The organism is Pseudomonas sp. FBCC-B35, assembly GCF_059133755.1.
The window spans coordinates 73,705-99,088 of sequence record NZ_CP101439.1 but is presented as its reverse complement, the minus strand read 5'-3'; the positions used below and the strand labels follow the sequence as shown (position 1 = coordinate 99,088).

General features: G+C 61.5%; 24 protein-coding genes. 9 read left to right on the top strand and 15 right to left on the bottom strand.

What is annotated here, in order from left to right:
- The first annotated feature begins 1 nt into the window (after nt 1).
- Entirely contained in the window at nt 2-1,024 is a 1,023-nt protein-coding gene (locus tag NMB38_RS00475; protein ID WP_027913223.1) for a DUF5924 family protein, read from the top strand.
- Nucleotides 1,025-1,055: 31 nt separating this feature from the next.
- On the opposite strand, the gene NMB38_RS00470 is transcribed toward NMB38_RS00475, so the two are convergent.
- The 6 genes from NMB38_RS00470 to NMB38_RS00445 all read right to left on the bottom strand — a co-directional run bounded on the left by NMB38_RS00470 (nt 1,056) and on the right by NMB38_RS00445 (nt 6,425).
- Nucleotides 1,056-2,285: a nucleoside recognition domain-containing protein gene (locus NMB38_RS00470; protein ID WP_023532681.1), complete on the bottom strand. Its 1,230-nt coding sequence runs from the start codon at nt 2,283-2,285 to the stop codon at nt 1,056-1,058.
- 133 nt (nt 2,286-2,418) lie between these two features.
- Entirely contained in the window at nt 2,419-3,747 is a 1,329-nt protein-coding gene (gene gltP / locus NMB38_RS00465; protein WP_023532821.1) for a glutamate/aspartate:proton symporter GltP, read from the bottom strand.
- A gap of 729 nt (nt 3,748-4,476) precedes the next feature.
- Nucleotides 4,477-4,947: an inhibitor of vertebrate lysozyme family protein gene (locus NMB38_RS00460; protein ID WP_049695237.1), complete on the bottom strand. Its 471-nt coding sequence runs from the start codon at nt 4,945-4,947 to the stop codon at nt 4,477-4,479.
- Nucleotides 4,944-5,105, bottom strand: a complete 162-nt coding sequence (locus NMB38_RS00455) for a DUF1328 domain-containing protein (protein ID WP_023532363.1) — start codon at nt 5,103-5,105, stop codon at nt 4,944-4,946. The genes NMB38_RS00460 and NMB38_RS00455 overlap by 4 nt, the downstream gene beginning before the upstream one ends.
- A 34-nt stretch (nt 5,106-5,139) precedes the next feature.
- Entirely contained in the window at nt 5,140-5,430 is a 291-nt protein-coding gene (locus NMB38_RS00450; protein ID WP_027913225.1) for a hypothetical protein, read from the bottom strand.
- A 173-nt stretch (nt 5,431-5,603) separates the two neighbouring features.
- Nucleotides 5,604-6,425, bottom strand: a complete 822-nt coding sequence (locus NMB38_RS00445) for a BON domain-containing protein (protein ID WP_027913226.1) — start codon at nt 6,423-6,425, stop codon at nt 5,604-5,606.
- 211 nt (nt 6,426-6,636) lie between these two features.
- On the opposite strand from NMB38_RS00445, the gene algB reads away from it, so the two are divergent.
- Nucleotides 6,637-7,983 carry a sigma-54-dependent response regulator transcription factor AlgB gene (gene algB, locus NMB38_RS00440; RefSeq protein ID WP_027913227.1) on the top strand — a complete coding sequence of 449 codons (1,347 nt, stop codon included), beginning with the start codon at nt 6,637-6,639 and terminating at the stop codon, nt 7,981-7,983.
- An 11-nt stretch (nt 7,984-7,994) separates the two neighbouring features.
- Nucleotides 7,995-9,761, top strand: coding sequence for a KinB sensor domain-containing domain (locus NMB38_RS00435; protein ID WP_033694889.1), 1,767 nt, complete (start codon nt 7,995-7,997; stop codon nt 9,759-9,761).
- A 15-nt stretch (nt 9,762-9,776) separates the two neighbouring features.
- Here NMB38_RS00435 and NMB38_RS00430 read toward each other — a convergent pair whose 3' ends face one another.
- From NMB38_RS00430 to NMB38_RS00400, 7 genes are all read right to left on the bottom strand, one after another.
- Entirely contained in the window at nt 9,777-11,381 is a 1,605-nt protein-coding gene (locus NMB38_RS00430; RefSeq protein ID WP_027913229.1) for an EAL domain-containing protein, read from the bottom strand.
- 104 nt (nt 11,382-11,485) lie between these two features.
- A complete protein-coding gene (locus NMB38_RS00425) occupies nt 11,486-12,274 on the bottom strand; it encodes an N-acetylmuramoyl-L-alanine amidase (protein ID WP_049695240.1) in 789 nt (262 codons plus the stop codon).
- A gap of 76 nt (nt 12,275-12,350) precedes the next feature.
- Nucleotides 12,351-14,231 carry a GGDEF domain-containing protein gene (locus NMB38_RS00420; RefSeq protein WP_494354868.1) on the bottom strand — a complete coding sequence of 627 codons (1,881 nt, stop codon included), beginning with the start codon at nt 14,229-14,231 and terminating at the stop codon, nt 12,351-12,353.
- A gap of 95 nt (nt 14,232-14,326) precedes the next feature.
- Nucleotides 14,327-15,181 carry an endonuclease/exonuclease/phosphatase family protein gene (locus NMB38_RS00415; protein ID WP_027913232.1) on the bottom strand — a complete coding sequence of 285 codons (855 nt, stop codon included), beginning with the start codon at nt 15,179-15,181 and terminating at the stop codon, nt 14,327-14,329.
- A gap of 11 nt (nt 15,182-15,192) precedes the next feature.
- Entirely contained in the window at nt 15,193-15,825 is a 633-nt protein-coding gene (gene dsbA / locus NMB38_RS00410) for a thiol:disulfide interchange protein DsbA (RefSeq protein ID WP_104925681.1), read from the bottom strand.
- A 151-nt stretch (nt 15,826-15,976) separates the two neighbouring features.
- Nucleotides 15,977-16,594 (bottom strand): c-type cytochrome, encoded by a 618-nt coding sequence (locus NMB38_RS00405; protein WP_027913234.1) that lies wholly within the window; start codon nt 16,592-16,594, stop codon nt 15,977-15,979.
- Nucleotides 16,595-16,625: 31 nt separating this feature from the next.
- On the bottom strand, nt 16,626-16,898 hold the full coding sequence (locus NMB38_RS00400; protein WP_080992798.1) for a cytochrome c5 family protein: 273 nt from the start codon (nt 16,896-16,898) through the stop codon (nt 16,626-16,628).
- 228 nt (nt 16,899-17,126) lie between these two features.
- Between NMB38_RS00400 and yihA the strand changes: the two genes are divergently transcribed.
- Nucleotides 17,127-17,759 (top strand): ribosome biogenesis GTP-binding protein YihA/YsxC, encoded by a 633-nt coding sequence (gene yihA, locus NMB38_RS00395; protein ID WP_027913235.1) that lies wholly within the window; start codon nt 17,127-17,129, stop codon nt 17,757-17,759.
- 298 nt (nt 17,760-18,057) lie between these two features.
- Here yihA and polA read toward each other — a convergent pair whose 3' ends face one another.
- Nucleotides 18,058-20,805: a DNA polymerase I gene (gene polA, locus NMB38_RS00390; protein ID WP_049695243.1), complete on the bottom strand. Its 2,748-nt coding sequence runs from the start codon at nt 20,803-20,805 to the stop codon at nt 18,058-18,060.
- Between the two features lie 75 nt (nt 20,806-20,880).
- Here polA and NMB38_RS00385 point away from each other — a divergent pair, with 75 nt between their 5' ends.
- On the top strand, nt 20,881-21,168 hold the full coding sequence (locus NMB38_RS00385; RefSeq protein ID WP_027913237.1) for a DUF2782 domain-containing protein: 288 nt from the start codon (nt 20,881-20,883) through the stop codon (nt 21,166-21,168).
- A gap of 68 nt (nt 21,169-21,236) precedes the next feature.
- Entirely contained in the window at nt 21,237-22,187 is a 951-nt protein-coding gene (locus NMB38_RS00380) for a homoserine kinase (protein ID WP_027913238.1), read from the top strand.
- Nucleotides 22,188-22,286: 99 nt separating this feature from the next.
- On the opposite strand, the gene NMB38_RS00375 is transcribed toward NMB38_RS00380, so the two are convergent.
- Nucleotides 22,287-23,192, bottom strand: coding sequence for a zinc ABC transporter substrate-binding protein ZnuA (locus NMB38_RS00375; protein WP_027913239.1), 906 nt, complete (start codon nt 23,190-23,192; stop codon nt 22,287-22,289).
- A gap of 66 nt (nt 23,193-23,258) precedes the next feature.
- On the opposite strand from NMB38_RS00375, the gene zur reads away from it, so the two are divergent.
- Genes zur through znuB form a run of 3 tightly spaced genes read left to right on the top strand, consistent with a single transcriptional unit; the run spans nt 23,259 to nt 25,289 of the window.
- Nucleotides 23,259-23,744 (top strand): zinc uptake transcriptional repressor Zur, encoded by a 486-nt coding sequence (gene zur, locus NMB38_RS00370; RefSeq protein ID WP_027913240.1) that lies wholly within the window; start codon nt 23,259-23,261, stop codon nt 23,742-23,744.
- Nucleotides 23,741-24,514, top strand: coding sequence for a zinc ABC transporter ATP-binding protein ZnuC (gene znuC, locus NMB38_RS00365; RefSeq protein WP_027913241.1), 774 nt, complete (start codon nt 23,741-23,743; stop codon nt 24,512-24,514). Before zur ends, znuC begins: the two co-directional genes overlap by 4 nt.
- Nucleotides 24,507-25,289 carry a zinc ABC transporter permease subunit ZnuB gene (gene znuB / locus NMB38_RS00360; RefSeq protein WP_027913242.1) on the top strand — a complete coding sequence of 261 codons (783 nt, stop codon included), beginning with the start codon at nt 24,507-24,509 and terminating at the stop codon, nt 25,287-25,289. The genes znuC and znuB overlap by 8 nt, the downstream gene beginning before the upstream one ends.
- Nucleotides 25,290-25,384: the final 95 nt, after the last annotated feature.

Below are 25,384 nucleotides of genomic sequence, written 5' to 3'. Positions count from 1 at the left end.
CATGCCCCCAATACCCAAGATCGCCCAGCGCATCATCGAACTGCTCAAACGCTATCCGGGCGTCATTGCCTTGGGGGGCTTTCTATCGGGTGTAGGCAGCTTCATCCTGGTCGACCGGCAGGCGGGGCTTGCCAGCTGGATCGCCGTCATGCTGCTGGTCAGCTGGGTCTGGCTGATGCTCGAAAGCACGCTCACTCGCCTGTTCACGCGTACGTTCAAGCGTGAAATACCCCAGCCGCTGTTGCGCTATGCCACGCAGATGATCCACCAGGAATCCCTGTTCTTCGTGCTGCCGTTTTTCTTCATCACCACCACCTGGAACAGCGGCCAGTCGATCTTTACAGGCTTGCTGGGCGCCGCCGGGCTGGTCTCGATCATCGACCCGCTGTACTACCGCTGGCTCGCGCCGCGGCGCTGGCTGTTCATGGCGCTGCACACCCTGACCCTGTTCGCCGCCTTGCTGACGGCTTTGCCGATCATCCTGCACCTCACCACCGCGCAAAGCTTCAAGCTGGCCCTGATCATCGCCATGGCCTTGTCCTTCCCAAGCCTGGTCAGCAGCTTCCCGGTCAGCAACTGGCGACGCGGTGTCGGCCTGGTGGTGATCACGCTGGCAGTCGGTGGCGGTGGTTGGTTGTTGCGCTCCTGGGTGCCGCCGGCCACCTTGTGGATGACCGAGGTCGCCGTGAGTACCGAGGTCATCAACCGTGAGCCGGGAGATTCACTGGATAAAATCGCTGCCAGCCGTATTCGCAGCAGCGGCCTGTACGCCTACACCGCCATCAACGCGCCGCGCGGCCTGAATGAGCGGATCTACCATGTGTGGCAGAAAGACGGGCAGGAGGTGGACCGTATCGCCCTGGACATTCACGGTGGGCGCAAGGAAGGCTATCGGGCCTGGACCCACAAGCAGAACTTCCCGCCCAACCCGGTGGGGCGTTGGCAGGTGAGGGTGCTGACCGAGGATGGCCAGGTGATAGGCGTACTGCGCTTCAAGGTAGTCGAGGATGGCGCCGCTTCATGAGCGGCGCACCCTGTAGCACTTGAAACGCCGTTCAGCCAAAGAACCAGTAGCAAACGCAGATCGCTGCCACCACACCGGAAAACTCGGCCAACAGTGCACACCCCACGGCATGGCGCACCCGTTGAATGCCCACGGCACCGAAGTACACGGCGAGGACGTAGAACGTGGTTTCGGTACTGCCCTGGATGGTCGCAGCGACCAAGGCAGGGAAGCTGTCCACACCCTGGGCCTGCATGGTCTCGATCAGCATCGCCCGTGCGGCACTGCCGGAAAACGGCTTGACCAGGGCAGTTGGCAGCCCTTCGACGAAGCGCGTATCCAGGCCCATCCAGTTCACCGCATGGCGAATACCGTCCAACGCCACCTCAAGCGCCCCTGATGCGCGCAGCACACCGACCGCCACCAGCATCGCCACCAGGTAGGGCAGCAGGCTCTTGGCAACGTCGAAGCCTTCCTTCGCCCCTTCGACGAACGCTTCGTAGACCTGGACCCGCTTAAGCGCGCCGATGATCAAAAAGACGATGATCACCCCGAACAGCGTGAGGTTGCCCAGGATTGAGGACAAGCTGGCCAGCGCGGCTGCCGACAACGTGCCGAGAAAGGCCATGAAGCCTCCCAGCAGCAACGCACCGGGCACCAGGTAAGCCAGCACCACAGGGTCCCATAGCCGCAAACGCTGCATCACCGCGACCGACAGCAGCCCTACCAGCGTCGACACACTGGTGGCCAGCAGGATAGGCAGGAACACCATGGTTGGGTCGGGCGCGCCTTGCTGAGCCCGGTACATGAAGACGGTCACAGGGAGCAGGGTCAAGGAAGACGCATTGAGCACCAGGAACAGGATCTGTGCATTGCTGGCCGTGGTACTGCTGGGGTTGAGCGTCTGCAGGGCACGCATGGCCTTCAAGCCGATAGGGGTAGCAGCGTTGTCCAGGCCCAGACCGTTGGCCGCAAAGTTCATGGTGATCAGCCCCAGCGCGGGGTGCCCAGGCGGCACTTCTGGCATCAGCCGTGCGAACAAGGGGCCCAGCACCTTGGCCAGCCATTCGACGATACCCGCCTGCTCGGCAATCTTCAGAAAGCCCAGCCACAGCGTCAGGGTGCCGAACAGCAATACCATGACCTCGACGGAAAGTTTCGCCATGGCGAAGATGCTTTCGACCATGGCCGCGAAGATGCCAGCGTTGCCACCCACTAGCCATTGAGCCATGGCAGATATGGCCGCTACCAGGAAAAAGCCGAGCCACAAGCCGTTGAGCATCCACGTACCTCCCCGAAATGCCCGAATCATAACGTATCGAACACCGCCCTGGCTGCGGCCCGCCGTGAGTGTAGATGCCGCAGACAACAAAAAGCCCCGACATGTCGGGGCTTTGTGTCCAACAGGCTTGGCCTCAGCGCTTGGCTGCTTCACCCACCATGGCAGCTTCAGGCTTCTCGGCGATCAGCGAGGCGTAGTACAGCTCGCCCTTGGCTGCGTCGTACATACCTTCCCAACGGGAGATGACCAGCGCGGCCAGGGCATTACCGATCACGTTGAGTGCCGTGCGGGCCATGTCCATGATGCGGTCGACACCGGCAATGAACGCCAGACCTTCCAGCGGGATACCCACGCTACCCAGGGTGGCCAGCAGTACCACGAACGAAACACCCGGTACTCCGGCAATACCTTTGGAGGTCACCATCAAGGTCAGTACCAGCAGCAGCTGCTGGCTCCACGACAGGTCGATGCCGTAGAGCTGGGCGATGAAGATGGCCGCGATGCTCTGGTACAGGGTAGAGCCGTCGAGGTTGAACGAGTAGCCGGTAGGCACCACGAACGAGCAGATCGATTTGGGCGCACCGTATTTCTCCATCTTCTCGATAACCCGTGGCAGGACGGTTTCCGAGCTTGAGGTGGAGTAGGCCAGGATCAGCTCATCTTTCATGATGCGCATGATCTTGATCACCGAGAAGCCGAACAGGCGCGCTACCAGCCCCAGCACCATGAAGGCGAAGAAGGCGATGGCGAAATACACCAGCAGGACCAGCTTGGCCAGTGGCAGCAATGAGCTGAAGCCAAAGTTGGCAACGGTCACCGCGATCAGCGCGAACACACCGATCGGCGCGTACTTCATGATCATGTGAGTGACTTTGAACATGGTTTCCGATACGGCCTGGAAGGTGCGTACCAGCGGATCGCGCAGCTCGGCTTGCAGGCTGGAGAGGCCAAGGCCGAACATGACCGAGAAGAAGATGATCGGCAGCATCTCACCGCGCATCAGCGCCGCGAAGATATTCGACGGAATCAGATTGAGCAGGGTCTCGATGAAGGCATGCTCATGCTGCACCTCGGCGGCGGTCGCCTGGTACTTGGAGATGTCCACGGTGCCGAGGGTGCTCATGTCGATGCCGGCGCCCGGATGGAACAGGTTGGCAAGCACCAGGCCCACGACAATGGCGATGGTCGTGACGACTTCGAAGTAAAGGATGGTCTTCAGGCCAATACTGCCAAGCTTCTTGGCGTCGCCAACCCCGGCGATGCCCACGATCAGCGACGAGATCACGATCGGGACCACGATCATCTTGATCAGGCGAATGAAGATATCACCAGCAGGCTGAAGGACGTTGCTGATCCACCAGGCCTTTTCCGCACTGAAGTGGTTCAGGAGCGCGCCGATTGCAACGCCCAAGACCAGACCGATGACGATCTGCCAGGCGAGGCTCAGTTTTGCCTTCTTCATGTCTTTACCCTTTGTTGTAGTGGTCATGTCAACTAACGGCTACCGGAAAACTGTGGAAACAACCCCGGGGCGAATGCGCCGATCAGCGACGTGTTGTAAGGACAGCGCAGACGAGCGCAGGGCTCGGTCGGCGAAAAAGGCCGCAACTATTGCGATGGGAAAGAGGGAAATCTAATGCCGGAAACGCATACCCCATACCGATCAAGCATGGGAAAGTGGAGGCATTTCGAGGGAAATAACTGACATGCGGTGCGCCGTTCGGAAACCCGAATAGGACATAAACGCCAAATGGCGGCTGGAATAGTCGCAAAAGCACGTAGGAAAAATCAGGTTGTTCGACAATCCGAATGCTTCAAACGCAGCTCGTATTGATAGCACGGCTGAGGAAAAAAAAGACATGCGGTTGAGACAAAATGTGTCCCGAGAGGGAATTCGTGCATCGTGCACTGATATTTGGATGGCTCCTCGGAAGCCAGGTCCACCCTGAAGATCGTTCAGGGCTCTACTGACCTGGAACTTCCGATTCTGCCTTACCTGACCCGGCCCAACAGGTGGAGGCACTCCCTGTACCCCTAGGCCACTCCGATCCTGTAGCGATCAGAACAGCCCGGCCCCTTGGTCATGTGCTGCTCCTCCTCGGAGCGGCGCATCATAGAAGGCTGCAAGCCTACGGCCGTTCAGCTTCTATTTCATGACAGTGCCGGACCTGAACCACACTGGTCTTGCGACTCAGTACCAGTTCGGGTCCTGCTTGAGTTGCTCCTGAAGCAGGGCTTTCATGCCATCATCAGGTTCGCCAAGCCACCGGTACTGCGCATGGCGAGTAGGCGACTTGTCGCTGGGCAGGCCTTCCGGTACCTCCACCAGCATCCCGTAGGCGTCATCCTTGTCCCAGCTGAATGCCACGATCAAACGCTTGTAAGTGCATTTGTCCGCGGCTTCGCAGAGCGGGCCCACGAGGTACTTATCACCGTCTTCCGTGACCGCCGACATCTGCTGAGGCGAACTCCCCGTGAGGTTCAATACCCAATCGGGCAGGCGTTCCTCGCCTTTGACAGCATCCTGCCAAGATTCCCGGTATTCGGCATCGCTACCCAGCAATTGATCGACACGTAGCTGGCCATCATTGGCCGCCAACGCTGCTGCAGTGGCGCCCATCATCAGAACGCCAGCTACGGCATTGCGCAACAGCCTGCTCATCTGCGACCGCGTCCAAAGAAGAACGAAGCCACGAAAAGAACCAGGAAGACGATGAACAGGATCTTGGCGATACCCGTTGCAGCGCCAGCGATACCACCAAAGCCCAGAACTGCAGCGACGATGGCGATGATGAGGAAAGTGATAGCCCAGCTCAGCATGGTGATTCTCCTTTGTTTTTCAAAAGCAGGGTGATCAGAACACCCAACGGTCCTGTGGTACGACATGTTCAACGGTTGCAGGGGACTCGGCCTTACCCTTCGATGGCAGCGGCTCGGCTGCCTGAACGAGGTTACTGGCGCGGGTGTTCTGGATCTGCGACAGCAGGGCGGTTTGCGCCGCTACCTGATCGGCCAACCGGGCGGTTTGCACACTGTAGTAGAACAGCCCTGCTGCCAAGGTCAGCATGACCGCGATGCCAAGCGACATGATCTGACGCAGTGGCAGGGCGGTAACTTGCAAACGGTTGACAGATGGGCGGTTCATGCCGGCTTCTCCTGCTGTAATTTTTGTCCAGACTTGAACAAGTAATTGCAGCCTGCGTGCCAGCTTTCAAATTAGAAAAAATCCTTATTTTTCAATGATTTAAAAGATTGAACCATTAGGACCTACCACGTATCCTGCACGATGCACCCTGGGGGGCCGTGCGAAATGCACGATCACCCCTCAACCTTGGTTGCCACCTTGAGCATGTCGGCATCTACGCCACGTACTCCGATGATCTGCCTGGCGATGTCCATCGCGATATTTTTCTGCTCGGGGCTAACGACTTCGCCGGAGAGTCGTACCAAGCCATCCTGGCTCACCACCTTCAGATTCAGCCCGTCGAGGTTGCGGCTGAAGCTGTAACTGCTTTGGACTTTATCCACGATCCAGGCATCGCTTGGCTGTGGTCCGCTCGGGGCATCCACGGGCTGGCCTTTGGCTTTGATCATGGCGGCGGTGTCCAGGCTGATCAGGTTGTTGACCAGGTACACCCCCTCGGTGGTACGTGCCACGACGCCCGCAAGCTCCTTGGCCTCGGGATTGTCTACCCGACCCCGGAGCGTGATGACACCGCTGTCACTTTGCACTTCTATAGATGCCTTCTCGGTCAGGCGGCTCCACAACAGCCGTGACCGTATGACCGCCGTCAGCGTCACGTCTTCCGTGCGCCGGGCATAGGCTCGCAACGCCAGCGGTCGCTCAACCAGCTCAGGATTGACCTTTACCTGATTGTCGACCTTCTCGATACCTGAAGTGGCCAAGGCCACTTCCTCGACCAAACGGCGCTCAACCTCATTTTCGACCTCCCCAGCCAAACGCGCCGATGCGCCGTCGACCTCAACGGTGATCCGATAAGGGTTGAGGATCCGGTTCAGGGACACTGCCGTCTGCAGCGAACCTTCCAAGCGAGCATCGTGAACAGGATCTCCACTCGCCACAGCGACGAAGGGCAGCAAACTGACCGCTAGCGCAAGCGCGCGAAAGGGGAAGGGCATGTCGTACTCTCCTTTTGTAGGCAAAATCTGAAACTCTTCGCAACCAATGTGCCAACCACCCTCTCTAAGCAAATCGCCAGTCCCCCGGGACTTTTGAGCATGCTGGTCGACTCGCTGGCGTGCAAAGGGCAGAATCCTTCAGAATTGACCATGCAACTTGCCCGATTTTTCCCACACTAAACAAAGATATTTCCCAAAGGAGCGCAGGTACATGGAATCAGCCCAGGACAAGCAAGGCCGCATTCTGCTGGTGGATGACGAGTCCGCGATCCTGCGCACCTTCCGCTACTGCCTGGAAGACGAGGGCTATAGCGTGGCGACCGCCAACAGCGCCACTCAGGCGGAGAGCCTGCTGCAGCGCCAGGTGTTCGACCTGTGCTTCCTTGACCTGCGCCTTGGCGAAGACAATGGCCTGGACGTGTTGGCCCAGATGCGCGTTCAGGCGCCGTGGATGCGTGTGGTCATCGTGACCGCCCACTCCGCCATCGATACAGCGGTCGATGCCATCCAGGCCGGCGCCGCCGACTACCTGGTCAAGCCTTGCAGTCCAGACCAGTTGCGCCTGGCCACAGCCAAGCAACTGGAGGTGCGCCAGCTTTCCGCCCGCCTGGAAGCCTTGGAAGGCGAAGTGCGCAAGCCCAAGGATGGCCTAGACTCCCACAGCCCGGCCATGATGGTCGTACTGGAAACAGCCCGCCAGGTGGCAACCACTGATGCCAACATCCTGATCCTGGGCGAATCCGGGACCGGCAAGGGTGAGTTGGCTCGCGCCATCCACGGCTGGAGCAAGCGCGCACGCAAGGCCTGCGTGACCATCAACTGCCCGTCGCTCAATGCCGAGCTGATGGAAAGCGAATTGTTCGGTCACACGCGAGGGGCCTTTACCGGCGCCAGCGAAAGCACCCTTGGCCGAGTCAACCAGGCGGACGGCGGCACCTTGTTCCTCGATGAAATCGGTGACTTCCCCCTGACCCTGCAACCCAAGTTGCTGCGCTTTATCCAGGACAAGGAATATGAGCGTGTTGGCGACCCGGTCACCCGCCGGGCCGATGTGCGCATTCTCGCCGCCACCAACCTCAACCTTGAAGAAATGGTGCGCGAGGGTCGTTTCCGCGAAGACCTGCTCTACCGCCTGAACGTCATTACCTTGCACCTGCCGCCCCTGCGCGAGCGCAGTGAAGACATCCTCACGCTTGCCGACCGCTTTCTGGCGCGCTTCGTCAAGGAATACTCAAGGCCGGCCCGCGGTTTCAGTGAGGAAGCACGTGCAGCGCTGCTCAATTATCGCTGGCCGGGCAACATTCGCGAATTGCGTAACGTGATCGAGCGGGCCAGCATCATCTGCCCCCAGGAAAAGGTCGAGATCAGCCATCTGGGCATGGGCGAGCAACCGGCCAGCAACGCGCCGCGCGTAGGGGCCGCCTTGAGCCTGGATGAGCTTGAGCGCGCGCACATCGGCGCTGTGCTGGCCGCCAGCGACACGCTCGACCAAGCCGCCAAGACCCTCGGAATCGACGCATCGACCCTGTATCGCAAGCGTAAGCAGTACAACCTGTGAAGTGGCCGACCATGAAGCTGCGCACGCGGCTCTTTCTCAGCATCTCGGCGCTGGTCACGGTCGCCCTGTTGGGGTTGCTACTCGGCCTGGTCAGTGTCCTGCAGATGGCTTCGGCCCAGCAGGCGCTGGTTCGCGACACCAACCACTCGCTGGATGTAGGGCTAAAGCTACGCCAGAACCTGGGTGAGCAGCTTATCCTGCTGCTGGATACGGACACGGCTCCAGGTCAGTTGCAAACGCTGCAAGACGACTTCCAACGCCTGCTCGACCAAGGCCTGGCCGACGGTGGCCAGCGGCCAGGGTTCAGCGAAGCCCGCGACCACTACCAGGCATTTCTCGAGGCTTACCACGCCACCCCAGCGCCCTCGCGCAGCCTGGCCGTGGACCAGCCACTGGGCGCCGCATTCAATCAAGTGCGTACCGACCTGATCGATTCCCACAAACAAGCGCTGGCCAACATCGCTCGCAGCGAAGAACAAAGCCGTGCCCGCGCACTGCTGGTAGGCGGCGTGCTGGGCCTGATGGGCCTGGTGGTCCTGGTTTTGGGCTTCATCACGGCCCACAACATTGCCCGCCGATTCGGCCAGCCCATCGAGGCCCTGGCCAAGGCAGCCGATCAGCTGGGCAAGGGCAATTTCGATGTCACACTCCCGATCACTCAAGCCAGCGAACTGAACCAGCTCACGCGTCGCTTCGGGATCATGGCCGACGCCCTGCGCAAGCACCAGGCCACCAATGTCGACGAATTGCTCGCCGGGCAGCAGCGCCTGCAAGCCGTGCTCGACAGTATCGATGATGGCCTGCTGATCATCGACCGACAGGGCTTGCTCGAGCACTTGAACCCGGTTGCTCAACGCCAACTGGGCTGGAACGACAGCCGCGTTGGCAGCAGCCTGGCCGAAGCCCTGGAACGACCTGAACTGGAACAGCAACTGTGCCAGGTGCTACGCGGCGGCAGTCTGGACCGTCAACCGGACGACCTTCACATCGACGTTGACGAGGAAACGCGTCTGCTGACCTATAGCTTGACGCCCGTCAGCCATCCTCAGGGCCCGATCCTGGGCGCCGTGATGGTGCTGCACGATGTGACCGAACAGCGTGCCTTCGAGCGGGTGCGCAGCGAGTTCGTGCTACGCGCTTCCCACGAGCTGCGTACGCCTGTCACCGGTATGCACATGGCGTTCGGCTTGCTGCGCGAACGGGTCAAGTTTCCCGAGGAAGCGCGTGAATACGATCTGCTGGAAACCATTGGCGAAGAAATGCAGCGCCTGACCCAGTTGATCAACGACCTGCTCAACTTCAGCCGCTATCAAAGCGGTCTGCAAAAGCTCGAGCTGGCGCCCTGTGCCATCGATGAATTGCTGGAGCGGGCGCAATTGCGCTTCGCCGATCAGGCGGGCCAGAAGCAGATCGAACTGGTCTTGGCCCTGGAACCGCCACTGCCGCGCATCCAGGCTGACGTTGCTCAGCTCGACCGCGTGCTGGACAACCTGCTGCACAATGCGGTCAGGCACACCCCCCAGGGCGGGCGCATCCGCCTGCATGCGCGCCGCCATGCCGAACGCGTGATCATCAGTGTCGAGGACACGGGCGAGGGTATCGCCTATGGTCAGCAGGGCCGCATCTTCGAGCCGTTCGTGCAAGTAGGCCGCAAGAAGGGCGGGGCCGGCCTGGGACTGGCCCTGTGCAAGGAAATCGTGCAGTTGCACGGTGGGCGCATGGGCGTCTTCTCGCGACCAGGTGAAGGTACCCAGTTCTACCTGGCCCTGCCGGTCTGACGCTCGCAAGGCCTGTCAGGCCTGTCTGCCCCGTGGCAACTTATCCCGCGTGACCAGCTCGGCAAACTGCCGGGCCGTCAGGGCCTTGGCAAACAGCCAGCCCTGGCCGTACTTCACCCCTTCGCCAAGCAGCAGCAGCGCCTGGTCCTCACGCTCGATACCTTCGGCGATCACCCGTAGATGCAGGTCGTGGGCCATGCGGATGATATGGGGTGCCACACCGCTGCTGGCGGCATCGTGGCCCAGCGCATCGATGAATGCCTTGTCGATTTTCAGGCAATCCACGGGCAAGGTCTGAAGGTAGGCCAGGCTGCAATAACCCGTGCCGAAATCGTCGATCAGCACTTGATGGCCCTCGGCGCGCAACGCTTGCAGGTTTTCGCGCGCCACCACCACATCGATCAGGCCCCGTTCGGTCACCTCGAAGGCGATCTGCCTCGGGGCCACCCGATGCAGCGCCAGCAGGCGCGCCGCCACCTCCCCAACACGCGGAACCATCACGTCGCACGCCGCCAGGTTCACCGAGATGTAGAGCATGGGCCTTGAGCGCAACAAAGGGCCGAGTTGCTCGAGGACGCGTCGCAGGACGAAGTCGGTGATTTCACGGATCTGCCCGGTATTCTCGGCCAGCGGTATGAACAGCTCAGGGCTGGTCAGGCTGCCATCGGGACGACGCCAGCGCACCAATGCCTCGGCGCCGACACAGCGCCTGCTGTCGAGCTCGAAAATCGGCTGGTAGAGCACTTGCAGCTGGCCACGACTCAGCGCTTGCTGAAGCTCCGAGCTCATGGAGCGTCGCTGTTGAGCCAATTGCAGGACCAGCCAGCCAATGCAACAAGCTCCCAGTACGCTGCCTGGAAAGAGCAGCCACAGGGCGCCATTCATGCGCAGGGGGAGACTTGCGCGTGGTGCGATCAGAACCAACTGGTAATCAGGAGACTTGGTGGGCATGCGATAGATGAGACGATCGCTGAACTCCAGCAACGTTTTGTGACTGGTCGACCACACAGAAGGCGGTGGCCACACCTGGGGCGGGCCCAGCACCGGGATCGCCCGAGCACCGTTGTCCAGCACGACCAACAAGCTCCCGCCCGGAGGCAAATCCACTACATCGGTCAGATGCCCACGGGACGTGGACACCAGAAACCGGCCACGCCCCAACATGAGGGCGGCAAGGTTTTCGTCGGGCTCGGTGGTGGTGTTGAGCCAGTAGCTGTAGACCGGCCCCTTGATGTCTGGCGGGCGCAGCGGCACGAAAGCCCGCTCGTCACCTCGGTTCGAGCAGGCAACATTACCGTCGACATAGGCCGCCTCGTAAATGAACCGTGAACTCAACCCGATCTGCTGCAAGGCCGTCAGCATGGCGGGGCCGCAGCCACGCAAAGGTTGCGTCTCCAATAAGTCCACACCTTCGCGCAACTGCCCGAATACCTGTTCCAGTCGTTCCAGAAAACGCTCGCCCTGAGCATTCATCTGTTCGCTTTCACTTTGCTTCATCTGCTGCAACGCAATGGCGATGCTGGCGGTTAGCAATAGGGCGGCACTGGCGATTGCCGCCAAAGCGGCAAGCATCCAGGGGCGGTAGAAAAATTGGCGCAAGGCCGCTAGGCGATCAGGCATCGAAGGCATCCAGTTGATTACCAAGGTATAGCAACTCAATGGACAATTACCTTTGCCGTTTAGCGCTTCGCTTGCGCGAGGACCAAACGGCAGCCGTCAACGCTTTACCGCATGCGGTTGAGCACCTCGAGCATGGCGGCCGTCTGCGCATCGGGCTGGCCGTCGAAGCGTTGAGGTCGGAAGCGCATCTGGAACGCCGCGATCACGTGCCGAGTCTGGACATCGAGCACGCCCGTCTGCTCGATGGCGTAGCCAAATCGGGCAAGCGCCTGCTGGTACCATCCAACCGTAGGAGTATTGACCTCGAAGTAGGCCTGCTGGCGAGCCACGCTAGAGGCGTCAGGCCACACACCCAGGCCGGCGTCGGCCAAACGTTTCCACGGGAACAGCGGGCCGGGGTCCTGCTTGCGCAGTGGGGCGATGTCGCTATGGCCAATGATGTGCCAAGGCTCGATGCCATTACGCTTGACGATATCCTTGAGCAGCGCGATCAGCGACTGGATCTGCGCTTCGCTGTAGGGGTGCCATACCCGCCCGGCAGGCGTATCGGTAAAGCCAGCGTTGACGATCTCGATACCGATGGACGATGAATTCAACCAGGTTCTGCCTTGCCACTGGCTGTCGCCAGCGTGCCAGGCCCGCCTGCTTTCATCCACCAATTGGTAGACAGTTGCGGGGCCATCACCGATCAGGTAGTGGCTGCTGACCTCGCCATGGGTCAGCAACGCCAACGAGCGCTCCAGTGAAGCATTGGTATAGTGCAGCACCACGAACTGAATGCGGTTGTCTTGGTTGGCTGACGGGTGGCTGCGGTCGATGCGCAAGCCCGTGGAGCAACCGGCGACAGTCAGCAGCAGCAGGGTGATCAGTGATTTTTTCAGCGTGGAAAGCACGGCAGTGGCCTCAGCGAATGAGCGCTACAGTATAACGCTCTCCCCGCATCTGCGCTCGCCCTTGCCAGGCGCTCGGTCAGTGCTGCTCCACGCAGTTGCGCCCCCGTTGCTTGGCACGGTAAAGCGCTGCGTCGGCACGCTTGAGCACCTGATCGGCCACCTCGCCAGGCCTGAACGCGCTCAGCCCGATGGACGTGGATACCACCACCCGCTCCCCCTTGAAGTGAAACGGGCAGGCCTCTACGGCAAGGCGCATCGTTTCGACGACCTGTAACGCGTCTGCCGGGGAGGTGTCGGGCAGCAGCAGCACGAACTCCTCGCCCCCGAAGCGGGCAATGAAATCCTGGCCTCGCAGCCGTTTGCGCAACTGTTCGGCCACGATCTTCAGTACCTTGTCACCGGCCAGATGCCCATAGCCGTCGTTGATCTGCTTGAAATGATCCAGGTCCAGAATCGCCATGGCCAAGTCGCCGCCGTTTTCCTGCCAGCGCTGCATCTCGCGCTCGATTTGCTCGCTCCAGGCCGCACGATTGGGCAAGCCGGTCAGTGGGTCGAGCAACGCCTTCTGCCGCTGCTCCTCCAGGTGCTCACGGTAACCCAGCGCTTCCTGCTCCATGCTGGCCACGCGCTCGGACAGCCCCTGCAGACGCCCAGCCAGCGCCTGCTCGCGGCGATCGCGCTCGTGCTGGTGCTGGTCCATCGTCATCAGCAAGCCTTCGAGCCGGCTTTCGAGCAGGTGCTTCAAGCTCGATACGTCTGCGGCGCCTTGCATGTCGGTTTGCAGCCCGTCCACCTGCTCACGCAATTGCGTATCCAGTTCGCGTGCCGCACTGCTGTTGTCGGCGTGACCTGCGCTGGCGGCCTGCAAGTGGCCGTGGAAACCCTCGAGCCGCTCATTGAGCAATTGCAGATAGGTTTCGAACTCATGCTGGCCGCTGTCGGTGATCGCCAGCAACAACACGGCAAGATCATCCAGCACCGGAATCAACTCGTACCAGTTCATGCCGCGCGCCACCCGTTCGCGCATCGCCTGCGCCTGCGCCTGCGCCTTGTGGCGGTCCGGCAGGCTCAGGTCATCCAGCAGACCGAGCAGCGTCTGCTCGATATGGGCGGCCACCTGGCTGTATGGCGGCTCGACTGCGTAGGGCAGGGCATAGGCCTCTTGGTCAGACAACGGGACATCAGCCAAAGGGGTCGAATCATCCTCACCCCCACTTTGCAATGGCACGTCCATTGCCGGACCAGGTGCCGGGGGCACGGGCGGCGGCTCGCCACCCGACATTTGTTCAGACTCGATCAGTGACGGGGACGCATCGCTGTCCTCATGCCCATCGTGCTGAGGGACAATGGACGCTTCCTGAACCAGGGGCTGCGAGGCAGCAGGGACGAGGCCCGGCGCCTGCTCGCTGGCGGCCTCGACAGGCGCCAGGTCATCGCGACCTTTGAACAACCGCTGCAAAAAGCCGCCCCGCGAACTGGCTTCGGGCCTGTCCAGCGCGGCCAGCGCACGCCCTTGCAGCCCACTGAGTTCCCCCAGCAGCGGCGGCAGATCGCGAGACTGGGTTACACCGGCCTCCAGCCGCTTGGCAAGCTTCTTCAACGGCCTGGAGACATCGCTGGTCAACGGCAGGCCTTGCAACTGATCGACCAGTGCCGTCAGCGCATCGCCCACTTGGTTCATGCGGGTTTCGCGGCGCTGCTCAGACTCCAGTACCGCTTTTTCAAGACGGGGGATAAGGCCGGCAAGCCCGGCATCCATGTTGTCACTGCGAATGACCTCGCGCATTTCCTTCATGCACTGGTCGACGACCTTGTCGCTGCCCTCAGCGGCTAACGTACTGCGAACCAGGCCTCGGCGCAGCAAGTCCAGGCGCGCCTCCCAGCGACGTTCGAGCTTCTCCTGTTGCTCAATGCTTATCAGGTATTTTTCTTTCCAGCGCTCGGCTTCTTCGGTCATGCCTGTGTCCGCACGGGTGATACAACTGGGGCTGTCTGATACACACTGTCGGCGCGTGCCCGGGACACTTGAGGGCAAGCGAGGCGTCAGTTGATTCAGCTCAAGGCCGGCAGCGTATCCACAGTCAATGCATCAGGCAATCGGATCTCGACGGCCACAGGAAGATGGTCGGAAATCGGCTGGGCCAGCACCTCGACCCTTTCCAGGGTAAGGCTCGGGCTGAGCAGGATATGGTCCAGGCAGCGCTGTGGTCGCCAACTGGGGAAGGTGGCCTCCACCTGAGGCGCAATCAGGCCAAGGTCGCGCAACGGTGAATGCTCGAGCAGGTCGGTAGCATGGGTGTTCATGTCCCCCATCAACACCTGATGGCGATACCCGCCGATCAGTTCGCGGATGTAGGCCAGCTGCAGTGCACGGGTCTTGGCGCCCAAGGCCAAGTGCATCATGACTACGATCAGCGCATCCTCACCCTCGCCGAAGCGCACCAGGATAGCCCCGCGCCCTGCTGGGCCAGGCAGTGGGTGATCCTCGAGTTGGTGAGGCTTCAAGCGACTGAGTACGCCATTACTGTGCTGAGCGAAGCGCCCAAGGTTGCGATTGAGCTGTTGGTACCAATAGGGGAAGGCACCCAGTTGGGCCAGATGCTCGACCTGATTGACATAGCCCGAGCGCAAGCTGCCCCCATCCGCCTCTTGCAGGGCCACCAGATCGAAGTCCCCAAGCAACTTACCGATTTTCTGCAAGTTGCTGGCTCGGCCAGTGTGCGGCAGCAGGTGCTGCCAGCTGCGCGTCAGGTAATGCCGATAGCGCTCGGTACTAATGCCCACCTGGATGTTGAAGCTGAGCAGCCGCAGACGACCATCTTCTGGCAAGCCGGGGGCTTGCAGGTGATGCTCGTTGACCTGCGGCTGGGGCAGGGCAACGCCGCGCGTGACCCGTAGGCGAGGCATGGGTGCGCTGCCTATTTGGCAGCGCGCTCCTTGTCGATCAGTTGGTCGGCCACGTTGAGGACGCCCTCTGGTCCGCCAGCGGTGCCCAGGTCGAAGCGGTACTTACCGTTGACCACCATGCTGGGAACGCCAGTGATTTCATACTTCTTGGCCAGTTCTTTCGCCTGGTTGACCTGGCCCTTGATGGCGAAAGAGTTGTAGGTGGCCAGGAACTTGTCCTCGTCCACCCCCTGCGTTGCCAGGAAAGCGGCCATGTCTTTTGGATCCGTCAGGCGCTTGTGCTGGTTCTGGATGGCGTCGAATACCGCCGCGTGCACCTTGTGCTCGACGCCCATCGCTTCCAGGGTCAGGAACATCTGGCCATGGGCATCCCAAGGGCCACCGAACATGGCCGGCACACGCTTGAAGTTGACGTCCTCGGGCAGCTTGTCGACCCACGGGTTGATGACAGGCTCGAAGTGATAGCAATGCGGGCAGCCATACCAGAACAACTCGACCACTTCGATCTTGCCAGGCACGGAAACCGGAACCGGGTTGCTCAGCTCGACATACTCCTTGCCGGCTACAGGCTCTGCGGCCTGAACGGAAGTCATACCAAGTACGCTGGCAGCGACCAGCGCAGCGCTGAGAATCAGTTTACGCATGCTTTACTCCTGAGCAGTCATGGGTCGCCACGGCACGACCTGGATTGAGACAGGCCGGGAAGGGCTCTAGTTCTGTAGTGTAACGGCTGCGGACGAAAAAAAGGGCAGCCGCGCCGCCCTTTCATCTTTGGCTTTCAACATTAACCGGGCATTAATGCAGGCCCTGGATGTAGCTGGCCAATGCCTCGATGTCATGGTTACTGAGCTTCCCGGCGATGGTGCGCATGGTCATGGCATCCCCATCGTTGGTGCGATTGCCTTCACGGAAGTCCGTCAGCTGCTTGCTCACGTACTGGGCATGCTGCCCGCTCAGGTGAGGGAACCCGGCCAGTGCGATACCCGCCCCGTCAGGCGAGTGGCAGCCCGTGCAGGCCGGCATGCCCTTGTCCAGGTCGCCACCGTTGAACAGCGCACGCCCGCGCTCGACCAGCGCAGGGTCGGCCGCGCCCACGCTGCTTTTCTGGCTAGCGAAATATGCCGCAATGTCGGCCAGGTCCTGGTCGTTGAAACCGGCCAGCATGCCGGTCATCTCCAGCACGACGCGTTTGCCGGACTTGATATCGTGCATTTGTTTTTCGAGGTAGCGCTGGCCTTGACCTGCCAGCTTGGGGAAGTTCGGTGCCAGGCTATTGCCATCTGGGTTGTGGCAGGCCCCGCAGACGGCCGTCTTGGCCTGACCTGCGGCGGCATCGCCTTTGACGGGCTGCGCAGCAGTGGCCGCACCTGCGACACCCAGGCTCAACAGCAGACTCACGACTAGTTTGTTCATCAGCTAATCCAACACGGCTAGGGGTGAAATGTTATGTATCGGGACTGCCATTCATCCAAAGGATGACCAGACGGTAGTCCTCGGCACTGCAGTCCATGCACAATCCACGCGGCGGCATAGCCTTGAAACCCTGAGCATTGTGCCGTGCCGAGATATTCATGCATTGCGCCAGATCAGGATTCAGGTTGCCCGATCGCCCCTCTGGGCTCATGGAGCAGGCGTTCGCTGTACCCGCCGCGCACACGCGGTTGTACAACACCTCGGAATCCTGTGTAGCCTGTGCGCTGAAAACCGGCAGGAACAGACCGACAGCAAGCGGCCATTGCGTATTGCGCCATGACGTTCAGGGTTGGGGGCCGCGCTGCGTTCTAATGCGCAAGCTCATGTTCGACACCCCATGCTCGTTCCCCAAAGCCGGGAGAAAGAGCACACAAAAACTGGGGCATTATATACTTCCGCCACCCAAACGGAAACGACACCGCTTGCCAGGCCCCGCTCAACAGGGGGCTGGCATCACCACATCGGATATCCCATGCAAGTCAAGAACCCCATCCTCGGCCTGTGCCAGAAAGCCAAATTCGCCCTCAGCGCTGCCAAGGTCGAACAATGCCCGGACGACCAGGGTTACGAGGTGGCCTTCGCCGGCCGCTCCAACGCCGGTAAATCCAGCGCGCTGAATACGCTGACCCACGCCAGCCTGGCCCGCACCTCGAAAACGCCCGGCCGCACCCAGTTGCTGAACTTCTTCAGCCTGGATGACGAACGCCGCCTGGTCGACTTGCCGGGCTACGGCTACGCCAAGGTGCCCATCCCCCTCAAGCAGCACTGGCAGCGCCACCTGGAAGCTTACCTGGGCAGCCGCGAATGCCTGCGTGGCGTGATCCTGATGATGGATGTCCGCCACCCGATGACGGATTTCGACAAGATGATGCTCGATTGGGCCAAGGCCAGCGGCATGCCCATGCATATCTTGCTGACCAAGGCCGACAAGCTCACCCATGGCGCCGCCAAGAACACCTTGCTCAAGGTGCAATCGGAGATCAGGAAAGGCTGGGGCGAAGGCGTGACCATCCAACTGTTCTCGGCCCCCAAGCGCCTGGGCCTTGAAGACGCCTACCGCGTGCTGGCCGACTGGATGGAGCTCGAAGACAAGCCTGTCGCCTGAGGGCCAAGGCCCGCGCCAGGCAAATTTCAGGCAAAAAAAACCCCGGACTTCGTATGGGGAGGGGGAAGTTCGGGGTCCAAGCCCGGACCGCTAGGGCGGGGTCCGGATATCTGCCAACACTTAACACAACATAGGAGCATCGAACGGCTTCACCAGCCATTCAGGTACTCTGAGTTGCAGTTCACTGCTTTAGTTCCTGGGGCCTGGAACTATTTGCGACAGTTTCATGAAACCGGTTGTGACAGCCCAGGGCGACTGTGACGGCAAACCGCACCACAACGCCCCTTGGCCCGCGCAATCAGTGGGCTTCGTCCCAGTTTGCGCCCACACCGGCCTCGACCAGCAACGGCACGTCCAGTTGCGCCGCCTGACTCATGTGCTTTCGAATTTCATCTTTCACCAGATCCACGAGGTCTTCGCGCACCTCAAGAACAAGTTCGTCGTGCACCTGCAGGATCACCCGCGCATCCAGTGCGCTTTCGGTCAGCCAGTTGTCCACATTGACCATGGCGCGCTTGATGATGTCGGCAGCCGTACCCTGCATCGGCGCGTTGATCGCCGTGCGCTCGGCTCCCCGGCGCAAGGCTGGGTTCTTGGCGTTGATATCAGGCAGGTAGAGCCGGCGACCAAACAGGGTTTCCACGAACCCCTGCTCTGCGGCCTGGGCACGGGTACGCTCCATGTAGGCCAACACCCCTGGATAGCGTGTGAAGTAACGATCGATGTAATCCTGGGACTGCTTGCGGTCCACCCCGATCTGCTTGGCGAGACCAAAGGCGCTCATGCCGTAGATCAGCCCGAAGTTGATCGCCTTGGCGCTGCGCCGCTGGTCATGGGTGACCTGTTCGAGCGCAACGCCAAATACTTCGGCCGCCGTCGCCCGGTGCACGTCCAGATCGTTCTGGAACGCGTGCAGCAAGCCTTCGTCCTTGGCCAGGTGCGCCATGATGCGCAGCTCGATCTGGGAATAGTCGGCGGCCAGCAGCTTGTAGCCAGGGCTTGCGATGAAGGCCTGGCGGATTCGCCGGCCTTCGGCCGTGCGGATCGGAATGTTCTGCAGGTTCGGGTCACTGGACGACAACCGGCCCGTGGCCGCCACTGCCTGCTGGTACGACGTGTGGATTCGCCCCGTGCGAGGGTTGATCTGCCCCGGCAGCTTGTCGGTGTAGGTGCTCTTGAGCTTGCTCAGGCTGCGGTACTGCATCAGCACTTCAGGCAGTGGGTACCCTTGCTCGGCCAGCTCGTCCAGCACAGCTTCTGCCGTCGATGGCTGGCCCTTGGCCGTCTTGCTGATCACCGGCATGCCCAGCTTGTCGTACAGGATCGCGCCCAGCTGCTTGGGCGAACCCAGGTTGAATTCCTCACCAGCCAGTTCGAAGGCCCGCTGTTCCAGCTCGGCCATCTTCACACCCAGCTCGCCGCTCTGGACGTGCAACAGCGCCGCATCGACCAACGCGCCCTGGCGCTCGATCTTGGCCAGCACCGGCACCAGCGGCATTTCGATGTCCGTGAGCACCGACTGCACACTGGGGGTCTTGGCCATGTGCGCCTGCAATGCCTGGTGCAGGCGCAGGGTGATGTCGGCATCTTCGGCCGCGTAGGGGCCGGCCTTGTCCAGATGGATCTGGTTGAAGGTCAGCTGCTTGGCACCTTTGCCTGCAATGTCCTCGAACGCAATGGTGGTATGCCCAAGGTACTTTTGCGCCAGGCTGTCCATGTCGTGCCGCGTGCCGGTCGAGTTGAACACGTACGATTCGAGCATGGTGTCATAGGCCACCCCCTGCACCTGGATCGCGGGAGAACCATTGGCAAGGATGTTGATGTCGTACTTGGCGTTCTGGCCGACCTTGGCTTTTGCCGGGTCCTCCAACAAGGGCTTGAGCGCGAGCAGAACGGCCTCACGGTCCAACTGGGCAGGGGCGCCTTCGTAGTCGTGCATCAAGGGGACGTAGGCCGCTTCATGGGGCTCGACGGCGAAGGAAATCCCTACCAGCTGGGCGCGCTGCGCATCGAGGCCGGTGGTTTCGGTATCGAACGCGAACAGCGGTGCCTGGCGCAGTTTCTCAAGCCAGGCGTCGAAGCGGTCCTGGTCAAGGATGGTTTCATAGCGGGCCTCGACCATGGCCGCCGGGGCCTCTACCGGGGGCAACTGGTCCCCTTCCCGAGCCGCATCGCGCTGCAGGTCGGCAATCCAGCTCTTGAACTCCATTTCGGTATACAGCGCCAGCAGCGCCTCGCGGTCTGGTTCGCCGCACACCAGCGCATCGACTTCGATGTCCAGCGGCACATCGATCTTGATGGTGGCCAGCTCGTACGACATGAAAGCCGCTTCACGGTGTTCTTCAAGCTTGGCGGGCAGGCTCTTGGCGCCTCGAATGGGCAGCGCAGGCACCTTGTCCAGGTTCGCGTACAGGTCGCTGAGCCCCCCGCCGATCCCGGTCAACAGCCCGACGGCGGTCTTTTCACCCACACCAGGCACACCTGGAATGTTGTCCACCTTGTCGCCCATCAGCGCCAGGAAGTCGATGATGTGCTCGGGGCCGACCCCGAATTTCTCGTGCACGCCAGCCACGTCCAGCACGCTACCGGTCATGGTGTTGACCAGGGTAATGTGCCCGTCGACCAGTTGCGCCATGTCCTTGTCGCCGGTGGAAATGATGACCGGCCGGTCCAGCGCCGCGCTGCTGCGTGCCAAGGTACCGATGACATCGTCAGCTTCGACCCCTTCGACGCACAACAGTGGGTAGCCCATGGCCTTGACGCTGGCATGCAGCGGCTCGATCTGCACCCGCAGATCGTCAGGCATGCTGGGGCGGTTGGCCTTGTAGTCGGCGAACAGGGTGTCGCGGAACGTGCCGCCCTTGGCGTCGAACACCACGGCGAACAAGCTGTCTGGGTACTGCCTGCGCAGGCTCTTGAGCATGTTGAGCACACCCTTCACCGCACCGGTTGGCATGCCCTTGGACGTGGTCAGCGGGGGCAAGGCATGGAAGGCGCGATAAAGGTAGGAGGAACCGTCCACGAGGACGAGGGGCGCTTGGCTCATGAGCAGAATCAACCTTTTCGACGGGTCCGGCGCTAGAATAGCCAGAATCATTGACGACAAAGGGACTAGGTTATCATGCGTACACTCAATCGCCTGTTACTGCTCTGCCTGATGGCAGGTCTGCCCGTCGTTACCTTGGCGGCGGATGACGCGCCCTCGGCCGATCCCGAGGTGACCATTCGCACGGAAGGCGACAAGACCATCCAGGAATATCGCCAAAACGGCTTCCTGTATGCGATCAAGATCACGCCCAAACATGGCAAGCCTTACTTTCTGGTACGCGCCGATGGCTCCGATGGCAATTTCATTCGTTCCGACCAGCCGGACATGCTGATTCCGTCCTGGAAGATCTTCGAGTGGTAATCTGACGCGCACCGTTCACATCAACCCGGCACTTCGGCCAGAAGTGCCTGCATGGGCAATCTTTCATCATGTCAGTCTTCACCCCCGTGACCCGGCCTGAGCTGGAAACCTTTCTGGCACCTTATGAGCTGGGTCGCCTGCTCGATTTCCAGGGTATCGCCGCCGGCACCGAGAACAGCAACTTCTTCGTCAGCCTCGAACAGGGGGAGTTCGTGCTGACGCTGATCGAGCGTGGGCCCAGCGAGGACATGCCGTTCTTCATCGAGCTGCTCGATACCCTGCACACGGCCCGGATGCCAGTGCCCTACGCCATTCGTGACCGTGACGGCCATGGCCTGCGCGAACTGTGCGGCAAACCGGCGTTGCTGCAACCCAGGCTCTCGGGCAAACACATCAAGGCGCCCAATGCCCAGCATTGTGCCCAGGTCGGTGAACTGCTCGCACACATTCACCTGGCCACCCGTGAACACATCATCGAGCGCCGCACGGACCGAGGCCTTGAGTGGATGCTGGCCGCCGGGGCTGAACTGCTGCCGCGCCTGAACGCCGAGCAGGCGAGCCTGCTGCAACCGGCGCTGGATGAAATCGCCGCCCACCAGGCGCAGATCCTGGCACTGCCCCGGGCGAACCTGCATGCCGACCTGTTCCGCGACAACGTGATGTTCGAAGGCACCCATCTGTCCGGGGTCATCGACTTCTACAACGCCTGCTCGGGGCCGATGCTGTATGACATTGCCATTACCCTGAACGACTGGTGCCTGGATGCGCAGGCCGGCATCGATGTACCGCGCGCCCAGGCCTTGCTTGCCGCCTACGCCGCATTACGGCCGTTCACAGCAGCCGAAGCCGAACTCTGGCCACAGATGTTGCGCGTTGCCTGCGTGCGGTTCTGGCTGTCTCGCTTGATCGCGGCGGAGTCCTTTGCTGGCATGGATGTGATGATCCACGACCCAAGCGAGTTCGAGGTGCGCCTGGCGCAGCGCCAGCAGGTGGCCGTGAAGCTGCCGTTCGCCCTCTGATCCAAACCCTGGCGGCAGGCCCTGTGCGCCTGCCCATGGGGCAGAAGGCATCAGGCGCTGCCCCGGGCGCCCACCCAGATATGCAGCCGCAGCGTACCTTTACAGCTGCTCCAGGCAGCTCGCCAGGTCGCCCCCTAGCTTGTCGAGCAATCGCTCGTAGCCTTGCGCATCTACCGGATCGGTGCCACCCAGCGCATCGAGCTCGGCCAGGCGCACCGGCAGACCGGCTGTCAGGGTTTCGGCCAGCCGGGGGCGCAAGGGCGGCTCGCTGAAGACGCAAGTCTTGCCCACTTCCTGCAGCCGCTTACGCATGGCGGCCACGTGCTGAGCGCCGGGCTGTACTTCGGACGCCACGCTGAACACGCCGGTATGCTTGAGGCCATACTCAGCCTCGAAATAATCGAAGGCCTCGTGGAACACGAAGTAAGGCTTACCGGCCACACCCGCCACCCGAGCCTTGATGCGGGTGTCGAGCGCGTCCAGGCGCTGGGTGAAGGTCGCCAGGTTACGCGTGTAGCGGTCGGCATTGGCAGGGTCCACGCTGGCGAGATCGGCGGCCATTTTCCCGGCGATCACCCGGGCGTTCACCGAAGACAACCACAAGTGCGCATCCAGGCTGCCTGGGCGGTGATCATGGTCATGGTCGTCGTGGTCTTCGTCGTGGGAATGGCTGTCCTCGCCAAAGTGACGCAGCTTCATGCCCGGCAGCGACTGTACCGCGACGGTCGTCTTGCTGCGGCTGGTCAGCACCTTGGGCAAAAAGCCCTCCATGTCCGGGCCTATCCAGTACAGCAAATCCGCCTCCGCGACCCTGCGCACGTCCGAGGGACGCAGAGCGTAATGGTGAGGCGAGGCACCCGGCGGCAACAGCACTTCAGGGCTGCCGACGCCTTCCTGCACAGCAGCGGCGATCTGTTGCAGAGGCTTGATGCTGGTCAGCACATGCACGTCAGCGTGGGCGGAAAATGCGATGAAAGCGACAAACAGGGTAAGGAATCGGGCCACAGTAGGTACTCGAATCGTCAGAAACAGGTAACATAATAACGTCTCTATCCAGAATCGTCGCTGCCCATGTCCATTACGCCGCTGGCCACCCGTCCTCATGACCACTCCCATTGCGTGCACAGCGCCCTGGCTGAAGCCGACGCTCTGTGCGCTCGTCAAGGGCTGCGCCTGACGGCGCTGCGCCGCCGGGTACTGGAGCTGGTGTGGCAGAGCCACAAACCGTTGGGCGCCTACGACATCCTGGCGGTGCTGAGCGAACAGGATGGCCGTCGCGCGGCGCCGCCAACGGTGTACCGCGCGCTGGACTTCCTTCTGGAAAACGGTCTCGTGCACCGCATCGCTTCGCTCAACGCCTTTATCGGTTGTAGCCATCCCGAGCATACGCACCAGGGGCAGTTTCTCATTTGCCGACTGTGCCATATCGCCATTGAGCTGGAGCAGGCGAGTATCAGCGATGCCATCGTCGGCAGCGCCAGGCATGTAGGTTTCACGGTCGAGAACCAGACCGTCGAGGTCGTGGGCGTGTGCAGCAACTGCAAGGACGCGGCATGAGCGACGCGCTGATCCGCCTGGAGCAGGTTGGCGTCACCTATGGCGGGGAGGCCGTGCTCGACAGCATCGACTTGGCAGTCGCACCCGGCCAGATCGTCACCCTGATCGGGCCCAATGGAGCGGGCAAGACCACGCTGGTCCGCGCCGTGCTGGGGCTACTCAAGCCACACCGCGGCTCGGTATGGCGCAAACCCCGGCTGCGCATTGGCTACATGCCGCAAAAAATCCAGGTCGACGCCACGCTGCCGTTGTCGGTGCTGCGCTTTCTGCGCCTGGTACCTGGCGTGGATCGCGCAGCGGCCCTGTCGGCGCTTCAGGAGGTCGGCGCCGAGCACGTGATCGACAGTCCCATCCAGACTGTGTCCGGGGGTGAAATGCAGCGTGTGCTGCTGGCCCGTGCGCTGCTGCGAGAGCCGCAGTTGCTGGTGCTGGACGAGCCGGTGCAAGGTGTTGACGTAGTAGGGCAGACGGAGCTGTACAACCTCATCACCCGACTGCGCGACCGCCTGGGTTGCGGCGTATTGATGGTTTCCCACGACCTGCACCTGGTCATGAGTGCCACCGATCAGGTGGTGTGCCTGAACCGCCATGTGTGCTGCTCCGGTCATCCCGAACAGGTCAGCGGTGACCCGGCATTCGTCGAACTGTTCGGCCAGACCGCACCCAGCCTGGCCATTTATCACCATCATCATGACCACAGTCACGACCTGCACGGTTCTGTGGTCGCCCCAGCCCCCCATGTTCACGGAGCGCACTGCAAGCATGGCTGATTTTCTTCTCTACGCCCTGCTCGCTGGTCTGTCCCTCGCGCTGGTAGCTGGCCCCCTTGGCTCGTTCGTCGTCTGGCGGCGCATGGCCTACTTTGGCGACACCCTGTCCCATGCTGCTTTGCTGGGTGTGGCCCTGGGCTTCGTGCTGGATGTCAGCCCCACATTGGCCGTCACCGTGGGCTGCCTGTTGCTGGCGATTCTGCTGGTGACCTTGCAGCAACGCCAGCCTCTGGCATCCGACACGCTGCTCGGTATCCTGGCACCCAGTACCTTGTCCTTGGGCCTGGTGGTGCTGAGCTTCATGCACGACGTGCGCATCGACCTGATGGCTTACCTGTTCGGGGATCTGCTGGCCATCAGCCCGACCGATCTTGCCTGGATTTTGGGCGGCAGCGCCCTGGTACTCGTACTGATCGCCGTCTTGTGGCGCCCCTTGCTCGCCGTCACCGTCCACGAAGAACTGGCAACGGTCGAAGGGCTACCGGTTGCAGCGTTGCGCATGGCGCTGATGCTGCTCATCGCCGTGGTCATCGCGGTGGCCATGAAGATCGTCGGCGTCTTGCTGATCACCTCTTTGCTGATCATTCCGGCGGCAGCCGCTCAGCGGCATGCGCGCTCTCCCGAGCAGATGGCCGTAGGCGCCAGCGTCATAGGCGTGGTAGCGGTCTGCGGCGGGCTGGCCTTGTCATGGTTCAAGGACACGCCTGCCGGTCCATCCATTGTGGTGTGCGCTGCGGTGCTATTCTTGCTGAGTCTGGCTCTGCCCAAACGGTGAGCGACAGGCGTCCAAGTCCTGCCTTGCAACCTTCGGCGGAGTAAAGGGTCTGTAAGACCAGTTTTCGAGCGTGCGCACCTGGGTGTAGACTTGCT